Source organism: Prevotella heparinolytica, assembly GCF_004342845.1.
Classification (GTDB): Bacteria; Bacteroidota; Bacteroidia; order Bacteroidales; family Bacteroidaceae; genus Bacteroides; species Bacteroides heparinolyticus.
The window spans coordinates 149216-162454 of the sequence record NZ_SLXB01000004.1; the positions used below are offsets into that span (position 1 = coordinate 149216).

At 49.3% G+C, this 13239-nt stretch carries 6 protein-coding genes; all 6 read left to right on the forward strand.

Annotated elements, in window-relative coordinates; all coding sequences use genetic code 11:
• The first annotated feature begins 15 nt into the window (after positions 1–15).
• The 6 genes from EV202_RS03890 (at position 16) to EV202_RS03915 (ending at position 13037) form a co-directional block, all read left to right on the forward strand.
• On the forward strand, positions 16–1650 hold the full coding sequence (locus EV202_RS03890) for a RagB/SusD family nutrient uptake outer membrane protein (protein ID WP_106041149.1): 1635 nt from the start codon (positions 16–18) through the stop codon (positions 1648–1650).
• 69 nt (positions 1651–1719) lie between these two features.
• The gene (locus EV202_RS03895; RefSeq protein ID WP_164996518.1) at positions 1720–3198 is read left to right on the forward strand and encodes a DUF6057 family protein; all 1479 of its coding nucleotides are present in this window, start codon (positions 1720–1722) and stop codon (positions 3196–3198) included.
• A 24-nt stretch (positions 3199–3222) separates the two neighbouring features.
• On the forward strand, positions 3223–4683 hold the full coding sequence (locus EV202_RS03900) for a TolB family protein (protein WP_106041150.1): 1461 nt from the start codon (positions 3223–3225) through the stop codon (positions 4681–4683).
• 18 nt (positions 4684–4701) lie between these two features.
• Positions 4702–6681: a family 20 glycosylhydrolase gene (locus EV202_RS03905; protein WP_131925575.1), complete on the forward strand. Its 1980-nt coding sequence runs from the start codon at positions 4702–4704 to the stop codon at positions 6679–6681.
• Positions 6682–6968: 287 nt separating this feature from the next.
• Positions 6969–8957, forward strand: a complete 1989-nt coding sequence (locus tag EV202_RS03910; protein ID WP_131925577.1) for a family 20 glycosylhydrolase — start codon at positions 6969–6971, stop codon at positions 8955–8957.
• A 54-nt stretch (positions 8958–9011) separates the two neighbouring features.
• The gene (locus tag EV202_RS03915; RefSeq protein ID WP_131925579.1) at positions 9012–13037 is read left to right on the forward strand and encodes a glycoside hydrolase family 2 TIM barrel-domain containing protein; all 4026 of its coding nucleotides are present in this window, start codon (positions 9012–9014) and stop codon (positions 13035–13037) included.
• The last annotated feature ends 202 nt before the right edge of the window (positions 13038–13239 follow it).

The following is a 13239-nucleotide window of genomic DNA, read 5'->3' on the forward strand; positions in this document are numbered from 1 at the left end:
ATCATTCTTGAAATTATGAAAATAAGAAACATATTATATGCAATAGCATTTACGATGCCGGTACTGACGTCCTGCGTCGACTTGGAACGTTATCCATTAGAGGAACTTTCAGACAACAGTTATTGGAAAGCGCCTAAAGATGCTGAAATGGCGGTATCTGACCTCTATAGGTCATTGCCTTACTGGGACGTGGACGACGCCATCAACTCGGATGATGCGGTGCATGGTATTAAATGGGCTGCAGGAAACGTCTCTATAGGTATCTATGACCCGTCGGACTTCAGTTGGTCGGATAACTATGCTGCCATACGTAAGGCCAATACAGTCTTTGCCAAGATAGACAATATAGTCAACTATGACACTGCCGAGAAGAACAAGGTGCTGGGACAAGCCCACTTCTTCAGAGCATTCCAATACTTCACCTTGATACAGCAGTTTGGAGATGTACCCTACACCGACTCGCCGCTTGCTTTAGCCGACCAAGCCGATGTGAAGCGTATGCCTCGTGATGAAGTGTATACCAAGATGATGGCCGACTTCGACAAGGCCATAGAATATCTGCCCAAAAGCTGGCCTGCGGCAGACTACGGCCGCATCACCAAAGGAGCGGCCATGGCCATGAAAGCGAGAGCGGCTCTCTATTACAGCCAATGGAACGTAGCGGCAGAATATGCCAAGAAAGTTATGGATTTGGGCGAGTATGCGTTATACGACAAAGAGAATACCGGAAAATATCAGGAACTGTTCTGGGAGAAAGCCGACGGCTGCGAAGAATTCATTTTGGTAAGACAGTTCAAGGAGTCGGAAAACAGTTGGTTTCTGATTGGCTGGGAAGCTTTCCCCACCAAAGGATGGGGAGGTATTGACCCAACGCAGAGTCTTGTAGATGCTTTTGAAGATATAGAAGGGGCACCGATAGCAAAGTCAAAAATCTATAACGAGAAGAAGCCTTTCGAAAACAGAGACCCGCGTTTGGAGGTAAATGTGTTGCACGATGGTGAATCAATGTATGGCGTAAATATAAAGGTAGCTCCCTTGAAATCTTCGGGAGTGACGGGTATTGGCCAGCACGGTGACGCTACTGCCACGGGCTACTATCAACAGAAATGGCTTGATCCTTCTATCGAACCCTCTTCACAGGGATGGGATATGGGCAAAGACGCTGTCTTGATCCGTTATGCAGAGATGTTGCTTACGTATGCCGAGGCACAGAATGAGTTGTCTCCACTTGACCCCACTGCATTTGATGCTGTGAACCAAGTAAGAAAGCGTGTGGGCATGCCGGATTTACAGAATAAGGATGCAAGTAAACCAACGTATTGCGGCACACAAGATGCCCTACGTCAGCGCATCCGCAACGAGTGGCGTGTAGAGTTTGCCCTCGAAGGAGGCAAACGCCAATGGGACATCCGTCGTTGGGGAATTGCCAAAGAGGTGTTGAACGCTCCGTTCTTGGGACTGAAATATAAGTTGGTAGATTCTTCGAGTGCCGTGGATGGAGACGGGGGAAAGATTTGCATCCTTTATGAAGGAGAAAATATCAAACTTACGGGTAGCAAATACGAGGATCACAATTATCTGTATCCCATTCCGCAATCCGAACGTGACTTGAACTCCAATCTGACTCAAAACCTCGGTTATCCGAACTAAGAAAACCGTGAATGTAACAACTGGGGTGTCCGGAAACACTCGGGACACCCCTATAATTCAATATTCCCGATGATGAGGTTTTTAAAGTATATCGTATTTGCCACACTTTTCATAGCCTATTTTTTGTGTTATCAAGGAGCATTGTCGCATGTGATTATCTATCATGAGCAACATCATCTTTTTCTTTTCTCTTCGGCATATTTCCACCGTACCGTTCTGTCGGAGGGTTTCTTGTCGTATGCCACTAATTTCTTCATACAGTTTTTCTTTCATCCCACATGGGGAAGCGCCCTTTTGGCCTTTCTTTTGGCAGGAGTTTACTATCTCACCGACCGTTTGTACCGAATTGTCTTCAAATCTGAAGACCTGATGAACTTGGCGGTGATTCCTTCGCTTGCCCTCTTCCTTCATACCATGTCTGTAGACCACACTTTGAACATCGTAACAGGAAGTTTCTTCGCCTTATTGCTGGCCAACATGCTGCTATCCGTTGCCGGGCGGTTCGTAAACATTAATCCGGCGATTGTTCGTTTTCTGCCCAAGCGCAAGGCCATAAGCATCGGCATTGTGTGCCTCTTTTTGGCGCTTTATACGGCAGGCGGTTACTATTATTTCATAAAACAGTATAACGTTAGCGAACGTATCATGCTCCGTACCGACCAGTTTGCAAAGGCAAAACAATGGGACAAGGTGATGGAGTATACCGAAAACTATCTGCGCAGAGGCAGAAGCAACCAATTAATCTCTTATTACCACAACATGGCCTTATATCACGCCGGGCAAATGCCTTACCGATTGTTCGATTATCCGCAGGCCTTGGGAGTAAAAGGCCTGTACTTCCCGTGGAATGCCAACAGCAGGGAGAGTGAATACGGACACGTGCTTTACGAAGAACTGGGCCACCTGAACGAAGCTCACCGATGGGAGTTCGAGGCAATGGTGGTATGGGGCGAGACTGCTCCGCATCTGCTCAACTTGGCACGCTACAACCTTGCGGTTCAGCGTCCCCAGGTGGCGCAACGTTTCATCAATGTGCTTAAGCAATCCTTGTTTTACAGTGATGCCGCCTGCTCATTGGAGCAGCAGTCAAAGGAGGCATCCGATGAATTACCCTACAACGCATTGATCGGAGTGAACGATGTTCCGGCACGCTTCTCGAATGTCGTCAACATAGGTCCGGAACTGAACTATCTGTGTGAGAAAGATACGGCCAACCGGATGGCTTTCGAGTATCTGATGAGTCACTTGCTGTTGAGCAACCATGTAGAAAAATTTGCCAAGTCGCTGAAATACATATGCAACTTCTCTTACCCTGAACTGCCCCGGATTTATGAAGAAGCTCTGTATGTATATGAATTGGGAGTTCCCGAAGAGGAGTTCGCTAAAGTAGGCTTTCGCGTAAGCGAAGAAACAAAGCGTCGATTTGAACGCTACTATCACTTGGCCGAAAAGAATCAGATGAATGAACTGCAACGGGAATTCGGTAATACGTATTGGTTTTACCTGAATTACATCAGTCCCTACGGCAATAAGGTTCTCACAAATTGATAATGCAGTAATACAGGTTTATCCATGAAAAACTTTTTCCTACATATCTATATCATAGGTTCTCTCTTCCTGCTCGGAGGATGCGCACGCCATCATAAGCCCGACGCTTATCGCGAGGCTGTTCCTCAGATATATCCCGACTATACGAATGTTGTGTTTCCATGCAATATCGCTCCTCCGAACTTTGTCATAAAAGAAGACGGAACGGCTTATCAGGCGGAAATAGGATACGGTGCGGCCGTTAAGATGATTATAAGCAATGATGAGCCTACCATCAGGATTCCGGCAAAGCAATGGAAACAATTATTACAAGAAGCCAAAGGGGAGGATATATTTTTCCGTATCAGTGTGCTGCAAGGTGAGAAATGGACGGGCTATGCAGACATCGTCAACCGGATTTCAACTCACCCTATCGACCCCTGTCTGGTTTACCGGCTTCTCTACCCCGGCTATGAATTATGGAATGAAATGGGAATTTATCAACGCGACCTGACTTCTCATGAGCAAACTCCCGTTGTGGAGAATCGCGATTTCGGGAGACAATGCGTCAACTGCCACTCTTTCTCTCGGCATTCGCCCGACAACATGATGATGCATATTCGGGGTAAAGACGGAGGAACACTGATTTACAAGAACGGTAAGGTTGAAAAAACAAACCTGAAACCGGAGGGATTCAAGAACGGAGCGACTTATCCCTCGTGGAATCCCGACGGTCGCTATTTGGCTTTTTCCATGAATGAGGTACAACAGTTTTTCCACTCCGCCGGAAAGAAAATGGTAGAAGTCTCCGACTTGGAATCCGATATTGTCATCTATGACACCGAAACGAATCGGATATTCACCGATTCGCTGGTATACACGAAAGCGTATATGGAAACATTCCCGACTTGGAGTCCTGATGGGGAGAACCTTTACTTTTGCAGAGCGAAGGCTTATCGGAAAAATACTTCTTTAGACAGCATCCGCTACGACTTGTATCGCATCCGATTTGACAAGAAACAAGAAAGGCTGTATGATTTGGAATGTGTGTATGAAGCCTCTTCGATAGGCAAGTCGGTATCTCATCCGCGTATCTCTCCGAACGGCAAATACCTGATGTTTACTCAATCCGATTACGGCAATTTCTCCATCTGGCATGCGGAAAGCGACTTGTTTTTGTTGGAGCTGGAAACCAAGCAAGTCCGGGCATTGGACGAAGTGAACAGCAACGACGTGGACAGTTATCATACTTGGTCTTCGTCAGGATATTGGTTTGTCTTCAGCAGCAAGCGGTTGGACACACTATGGGCACGCCTTTTCTTCGCGGCTTTCGACCCTGAAACAGGACGGGCAGGCAAACCTTTTCTCCTGCCGCAAGAAGATCCTGAATTTTACAACACATGTACCTATACATTCAATGTTCCCGAACTGATTACTGCTCCCATAAACACTCAGCGGCAATTGTTGGACGGTACGCAAAAGAGAGCGAAAACAGTCAATAACTAACATAACAATTTATTAACCATGCTTACCTTAAAAAATACCCGATTATTGCTGGCTGTAGCAATCTTGTGCATTTCCTTTTCCGCTTTACGGGCGGAAAACAATCCCAAGCCTTTCACCATTCCCGAACTGAAAGAGTGGAAGGGAGGCAAAGGACATTTTGAGTTGAACGGAGAAACCTCGATAATCTTCGATAGAAAACAGCCTGAAGCCGAGAAAGTGGCGAAGCTGTTTGCCGAGGACTGCCGGCTGATGTTCGGATTCGCCCCGAAGGTGAATGCCGATGGTGGGAAAAAAAGCGGTATACGCTTCAGCCTGTCATCGAAATCCGATTTGGGCGAAGAGGGTTATCGCATACGGATAGGCCAAGGCATAGAAGTGTCGGCTTCGCATGCGAAAGGGCTGTATTGGGCTACTCGCACCCTACTTCAAATAGCCGAACAGGACGAACAGCGCCGGCTGCCTAAAGGTACAATAACGGATTCGCCCGATTATTCGGTTCGAGGATTCATGATGGACTGCGGGCGTAAGTTCATACCACTCTCTTACCTCCAAGACTTGGTCAAAGTGATGGCCTATTACAAGATGAACGTGCTGCAAGTGCACCTTAACGACAACGGCTTCAAAGAGTACTTCGACAACGATTGGAACAAGACTTACGCCGCTTTCCGTTTGGAGAGCGACACATATCCCGGTCTGACCTCAAGAGACGGGCACTACAGCAAAGAAGAGTTTATCGCTTTTCAGGAAGAGGCACAGAAACTGGGTGTCGAAATCATACCCGAAATAGATGTGCCGGCACATGCGCTGGCGTTTACTCATTACAAACCGTCCATTGGAAGCAAGGAGTATGGAATGGATCATCTGGATCTGTTCAATTCGGAAACCTATACGTTTGTCGACGCGCTGTTTAAAGAATACTTGGAAGGAGAAAAGCCTGTGTTCAGAGGGCCGCGTGTACACATAGGTACGGACGAGTATTCCAATAAAGACCAACAGGTGGTGGAGAAGTTCAGAGCTTTCACCGACCATTACATAAGGTATGTAGAGAGCTTCGGGAAGCAAGCCGTAGTTTGGGGAGCGCTGACGCATGCCAAAGGCGAAACTCCGGTGAAAGCGGACAACGTCGTCATGAATGCTTGGTACAACGGCTATGCAAATCCGATAGATATGATTGAGCAAGGTTACAAACTGATAAGCGTCCCCGACGGTCTGACATATATTGTACCTGCTGCCGGATACTATTACGATTACCTGAGCACAAAGAGTCTGTATGACAGCTGGACGCCTGCGCAAATTGGCGATGTGAAACTTGAGGAGCGTCATCCGAGTTTGCTTGGCGGCATGTTTGCCGTATGGAACGACCACGTGGGCAACGGCATTTCGGTGAAAGACATTCATCACCGCACGTACCCGGCCTTGCAGACGCTGGCCGTGAAGATGTGGACGGGAGTCGGCACGGCCTGCCTTTACGAGGCTTTCGAGGAAAAGCGAATGGCTTTGAGCGAAGCACCCGGCGTCAATCAACTGGGACGTATCGGCAAGGTGAAAGGATTGGTGTATGAACAGACTCTCTTGGCGTCCGGTTCTGTAACTCCTCACCGGGAAATAGGCTATAATTATAAGGTATCTTTCGACGTGGAAGGGCGTAACGAGAGCAAAGGGACGGTACTGTTCCGCTCGCCCAATGCGGAGTTCTACCTCTGCGACCCTATATCGGGGATGATGGGTTTTGCCCGTGACGGTTATCTCAATACCTTCAACTACCGGGTGATGCCGGGTGAAAAGGCATCCATCGCCATTGAGGGAGATAATAAATCGACCCGTCTGTATGTGAACGGTAAATTGCAGGAGGAACTGCATATACGCCGGTTGGACTTTGTGCAGGACGATCCGCAGAAATCGAAGAAGATGTACCATGTGCGCACGCTTGTCTTCCCGTTGGAGCAGGCCGGAACATTCAACAGCATCGTCCGGAATCTGAAAGTGTATAACGAATAGCTGTTCCTACCGACGTTTTTTAGCAGACAAACGTAGGGCGTGTGCGTCGTCCGATGTCGCACACGCCCTTTTCTCTTTAGAAAGCACGCCTTGGTCTTTCGCTATGCCCACCGAAAGAGATACTTTTCGTAAAGTTGTCAGTATGAGATTCGTATAAAAGAGTTAATACTATATAAACAAAAACGCCATACGCATAATTTATTGTGTAGATTTATCATCTTTACGTACTATAACCTTATAAGTAAATCTTTAGTAAAAAAATATTTATAACTGCTATAAAAAATACCATGATTATCCTTAAAAACATCCGATTGTTGATGGCTGTTGCAGCCTTGCTTTTCTCTGTTTCCTCTGTTTCCTCTGTGCGAGCGGAAGTTAATCCCAAGCCTTTCACCATCCCCGAACTGAAAGGGTGGAAAGGGGCTGAAGGGCACTTCGACTTAAACGCTCAAACCTTGCTTGCTTTCGATGCGAGTAATCCTGATGTGGCCGAAGTGGCGAAGATGTTTGCCGATGATTGTAGGCTGATGTTCGGTTTCTCTCCTCGCATACAGCCCGGTGCCAAAACGAAAGGAAGCATCCGTTTCCGCTTGGAGTCCAAACCCGACCGGGGTAGGGAGGGGTATCGTGTCCGCATAGCCGACCGCATCGAAGTGTCCGCTTCAAATGCCACAGGGCTTTATATGGCTACCCGCACCCTGCTTCAAATAGCTGAACAAGACGGACAGCATCGGCTGCCCAAAGGCACCATAACCGACTCACCCGACTACGACGTGCGCGGATTCATGATAGACTGCGGACGGAAGTTCATACCGATGGCCTATCTGAAAGACCTCCTCAAAGTGATGGCCTACTACAAGATGAACACTTTGCAGGTGCATCTCAACGATAATGGTTTCAAAGAATACTTTGAAAACGATTGGAACAAGACGTATGCCGCTTTCCGTTTGGAGTGCGACACTTATCCGGGGCTGACCGCAAGAGACGGGCACTACACCAAAAAGGAATTTATAGCCTTGCAGGAAGAGGCCGGAAAGATGGGCATCAATATCATCCCCGAGATAGACGTGCCCGCGCATGCGTTGGCGTTTACCCGGTACAAACCGTCCATCGGCAGTAAAGAGTATGGCATGGATCATCTCGACCTGTTCAACCCGGAAACTTATACCTTTGTGGATGCGCTGTTTAAGGAATATCTGGAAGGAGAGCAACCCGTATTCAGAGGATCGCAGGTGCACATCGGCACGGACGAGTATTCCAACAAAGACAAAGCTGTGGTGGAACGGTTCAGGGCTTTTACCGACCGCTACATCAGATATGTGGAGAGCTTCGGCAAGCAGGCCGTTATTTGGGGATCGCTGACGCATGCCAAAGGCAGCACCCCGGTGAAAGTAGACAATGTTGTTATGGATGCTTGGTCTAATGATTATGCCAATCCGCTTGAGATGCTCGACTTGGGCTACAAATTAGTCAGTATTCCCGACGGACTGACGTATATCGTACCTGCTGCCGGATACTATTACGACTACTTGAATACGAAGCGCTTGTATGAGAGCTGGACACCGGCGCAAATCAATTCCGTAAAGATAGAGGAACGTCATCCGAATTTGCTTGGGGGCATGTTCGCCGTATGGAACGACCATGTGGGGAACGGTATTTCGGTGCAAGATATTCACCATCGCACGTATCCGGCTTTGCAAACATTGGCTGTCAAGATGTGGACGGGCGAAAACATTTCTTGGTCTTACGATGATTTTGAAGAAAAGAGGCTGGCGTTGAGCGAAGCTCCGGGAGTAAACCGGCTGGGGCGTATCGGTTCGACGAAAGGATTGGTGTACGAACTCTCCGAACTGAAACCGGGCTTTACCACCCCTTATCGCGAAATAGGATACGGTTATCGTGTTTCCTTTGATGTGGAAGGACGCGAAGAGTCGAAAGGAGCCGTGCTGTTCCGCTCGCCCGATGCCGAATTCTACCTTGCCGACCCAATAAGTGGAATGATGGGCTTTGCGCGCGATGGTTATCTCAATACCTTCAACTACCGGGTGATGCCGGGTGAGAAAGTCTCCATTTCCATCGAAGGGGACAATAAATCGACACGGCTTTATGTAGACGGCAAGTTGCGGGAAGAACTCAACATCCTGCGCCGCGATTTCGTGCAAAACGATAGTCAGAAGATAAAGAAGATGTATTATGTACGTACGCTTCTGTTCCCGCTCAAGGAAGCCGGGACATTCAACAGCATAATCTGGAACTTGAAAGTATATAACGAGTGAGAACCTTTAAAATAAATTCTAACTATTTTGATACAGAAACAATCTTTTAATTTTATGAAAAAGCTACTTGTCATCATTTTGTTGTTTGAGTCGTTTGTTTCGGCAGCATTCGCGGTTCGAGACAGTCTGGGCGGATTTCAATACGCGTTAGTCCAAGCACCCGACGGGAAGGAATGGGAGTCGCCCGAGCGATTGGCCCTGAACAAAGAGCAACCTCGCGCCACTTTCTTTTCCTTTGCCGACGTTGTCTCCGCCCGGAAAGTTTTGCCGGAGCATAGCGCTTATTGGATGAGTCTCAACGGTGACTGGAAATTCAAGTGGGTGCCCAATCCCGATGAGCGTCCGAAAGACTTCCAACGCACGGACTATGATGTGTCGGCTTGGGACGACATCCACGTGCCCTCGAGCTGGAACATTTACGGCATACAGAAAGACGGCACGCAGAAGTACGGCACGCCCATCTACGTGAACCAGCCTGTCATTTTCCAGCATAAAGTGGCGGTGGACGACTGGCGCGGAGGAGTGATGCGCACACCGCCTGCCCACTGGACCACCTACAAGCATCGCAACGAAGTGGGGTCTTACCGCCGTGATTTTACGTTGCCTGCCGGCTGGAACGGCCGCAAAGTATTCATTAACTTCGACGGGGTGGATTCTTTCTTTTATCTTTGGATAAACGGGCAATACGTGGGCTTCTCCAAAAACTCGCGAAACACGGCGAGCTTCAACATCACTCCTTACCTCACAGCCGGAAAAAACACGGTGGCCGTGGCTGTTTATCGTAGTTCCGACGCTTCTTTCCTCGAAGCGCAAGATATGTTCCGCCTGCCGGGAATTTTCCGTACGGTGGCACTCACCTCCGTTCCGAAGCTGCATGTGCGCGACTTGGTGGTTATCCCCGACCTGAATTCCGCCTTCGACGAGGGTACACTCTCCATCAAGGCCGATATTCGCAATCTGGACAAGAAAGAGGCAAAAGGCTACAGCATGGTCTATTCGCTTTATGCCAACAAGCTTTATTCGGACGAGAACACGCCGTTGGCAAATGTTGCGGCCGTTGCTTCCATCGTGCCCGTGGGCAAAGAGGGCGTCGTCACCTGTGAAACCACACTGGCACTGCCGAAACCTCTGCTGTGGTCGGCAGAGACGCCTCACCGCTACACATTGGTGGGCGAACTGAAAGACAAGAAAGGGCGCACCATGGAAACCGTTTCTGCCTATGTGGGATTCCGCAAAGTGGAAATCAAGGACACGCCGGCTTCTGAAGATGAATTCGGACTGGCCGGACGCTATTACTACATCAACGGGAAAACGGTGAAACTGAAAGGTGTGAACCGCCATGAGACGAATCCCGCATTAGGACATGCCATCACACGCGAACAGATGGAGAAGGAAGTGATGCTGATGAAACGTGCCAACATCAACCACGTGCGCAATTCGCACTATCCCGACGACCCTTATTGGTACTATCTTTGCGATAAATACGGCATTTATCTGGAAGATGAAGCCAATTTGGAATCGCATCAGTATTATTACGGCAAAGCATCCCTTTCTCACCCCGTGGAATGGGAAAAGGCGCACGTGGCACGCGTGATGGAGATGGTGCACAGCAATGTCAATCACCCCTCTATCGTCATCTGGTCGCTGGGCAACGAGGCCGGGCCGGGAAAGAATTTCGTAACCGCTTATAATGCCCTGAAGGCTTTCGACCTTTCCCGACCGGTGCAATACGAGCGTAACAACGACATTGTGGATATGGGTTCCGATCAATACCCCTCCATCAGCAAAACCCGCTTGCGCGCCAAGGGCCTTACGGACGAGAAGTTCCCGTTCCACATCTCTGAATACGCACACTCCATGGGTAATGCCGTGGGTAATCTGGTGGATTATTGGGAAGCCATCGAAAGCTCCAACTATATCTGCGGTGGAGCCATCTGGGACTGGGTGGATCAAGCCTTGTACAACTATACCCCCGACGGCAAGCGATACATGGCTTACGGCGGCGACTTCGGCGACACGCCCAACGACGGACAGTTCGTGATGAACGGCATCGTCTTTGCCGACCTCGAGCCCAAACCGCAATACTATGAGGTGAAGAAAGTATATCAGCATATCGGTGTGCAAGCCAAAGATGTGCAGCAGGGCAGTTTTGAAATCTTCAATAAATACTATTTCAAAGACCTCGGCGACTATGAAGTGCGTTGGTCGCTTTACGAAAACGGTGTGGAGGTGCAGAACGGCATGCTGCCTCACGTTGCAGTTGCTCCACGCAGCCGCGCTCTCGTGCGGATTCCTTATAAATATGAAACGTTGAAACCCGCCGCCGAATATTTCGTGAAAGTACAGTTCCTCTTGAAAGAGGCGCAGCCTTGGGCGGAAAAGGGCTATGTGATGGCGGAGGAGCAACTCCCCTTGAAGCCGGCAGGCAATCTGCCTGGCATGGGTACGTTGACCGCAAATGCCGGAGAGCTCATTACCGGCAAGACGGACGGACGTTTCACTGACGTACAAGGTAAGGATTTCGAAGCTTGTTTCGACACGCAAACCGGAAGCATTCATCGCTTGAAATACAAAGGCGAGACTATCATTGCCGACGGAAACGGGCCGAAGTTGGATGCTTTCCGTGCTTTCGTCAACAACGACAACTGGGTGTATGCCGGTTGGTTTGAAAACGGGTTGCACAACCTGCAACACAAGGTGGTGCGCGCCACCACCATGCAACGTGCCGACGGGGCTGTGGTATTGGCCTTCACCGTGGAATCCCAGGCTCCCAATGCCGCACGCATTCTGGGCGGAACATCCAGCGGTAAGAACAAGATAGAGGAACTGACCGACCGGAAGTTCGGCGAGAACGACTTTAAATTTACCACCAATCAGGTATGGACGGTCTATCGCGACGGTTCGATAGAACTTCAGGCAGGCATTACGTCCAACCGTCCTACGCTGATACTTCCACGCTTGGGCTATGTGATGAAACTTCCGCAGAAATACGAGAACTTTACGTACTACGGTTGCGGCCCTGTCGAGAACTATCCCGACCGTAAGACGGGGCAGTTCATCGAGATACACCGCAACAAGGTGGCGGATGAATTTGCCAATTTCCCCAAGCCGCAAGACATGGCAAACCATGAAGACGTGCGTTGGTGTGCGTTGACCGATGAGGCAGGTGCAGGAGCGCAATTCATCGCCACCGGCGGCAAGATGTCTGTGGCACCCTTGCAATATACAGCCACAGAGATGATTCTGGCGGGGCATCCTTATCAGCTTCCGGAGGTGACGGGCACTTATCTGCATCTCGACTTGGGAGTTACCGGATTGGGCGGAAACAGTTGCGGGCAAGGCGGCCCGTTGAAACACGACAGAATATTGGCAGGCCAGCATTCGTTCGGTTTCATCATCCGTCCGGCAGCGCACGACCTGAGTGCAGCCGCACAAGTGGCTGCCGGCGGAGAGATTCCGCTGAACATCGTGCGCAACGAAGCAGGCGATGTGACATTCGTATCCACACGCCCCGAAGCCGAGATATGCTACACTGTGGGGAAAGAAAAGAAAGCGAGAATCTACAACGCTCCTATCCCGATGCGCGAAGGCGGCAACGTGACGGCATGGTTCAAGTCGACTCCCGGCATCAAGGCATCGCAAACATTCGGCAAGATAGAGAAAGTGCAGGCTGAAGTGATAAACGCCAGCAGTCAGGAAACCGATGGCGGAGAAGCCACGAACCTGACCGACGGAGATGCCGGAACCATTTGGCATACCATGTACTCCGTGACCCTTGCCAAATATCCGCATTGGATAGATTTGGATGCCAAGGATGCGAAGATAATCAAAGGCGTCACTTATCTGCCCCGGCAGGACAGCGACAACGGAAACGTGAAGGATTACAGCATCCTGATCAGTACCGACGGCAAAACTTGGAGCGATCCCGTGGCTAAAGGCAGCTTCGAGAACGACCGGAAAGAAAAGACCGTACGCTTTGACAAACCGGTGAAAGCACGCTACATCCGTTTCATGGCTTTGAGCGAGCAACACGGGCAGGATTATGCGTCGGGAGCGGAAATAGGTATCTTGGCCGAATAAGAAAGGAGAATCGAAGAGCGGTTTTATGAAAAGAAAGCCCCGATAGCATCACGAAGCTATCGGGGCTTTCCGTTTTTTTGACAGACCTTTTTCCTGTTCCGATATATTACTGTCCGCTAAACCATAATTATCTACTCCCAACTCGTTAACTATTACGTGTTGGGAGTATTTCTTTTTTCGGACAAGCCCCCTTATTTCAAAT

Excerpts from the sequence above, each read along its gene's own strand:
- EV202_RS03915 (WP_131925579.1), top strand. The coding sequence starts at position 9,012 with ATGAAAAAGCTACTTGTCATCATTTTGTTGTTTGAGTCGTTTGTTTCG.
- EV202_RS03910 (WP_131925577.1), top strand. The coding sequence starts at position 6,969 with ATGATTATCCTTAAAAACATCCGATTGTTGATGGCTGTTGCAGCCTTG.
- EV202_RS03895 (WP_164996518.1), top strand. The coding sequence starts at position 1,720 with ATGATGAGGTTTTTAAAGTATATCGTATTTGCCACACTTTTCATAGCC.
- EV202_RS03890 (WP_106041149.1), top strand. The coding sequence starts at position 16 with ATGAAAATAAGAAACATATTATATGCAATAGCATTTACGATGCCGGTA.
- EV202_RS03905 (WP_131925575.1), top strand. The coding sequence starts at position 4,702 with ATGCTTACCTTAAAAAATACCCGATTATTGCTGGCTGTAGCAATCTTG.
- EV202_RS03900 (WP_106041150.1), top strand. The coding sequence starts at position 3,223 with ATGAAAAACTTTTTCCTACATATCTATATCATAGGTTCTCTCTTCCTG.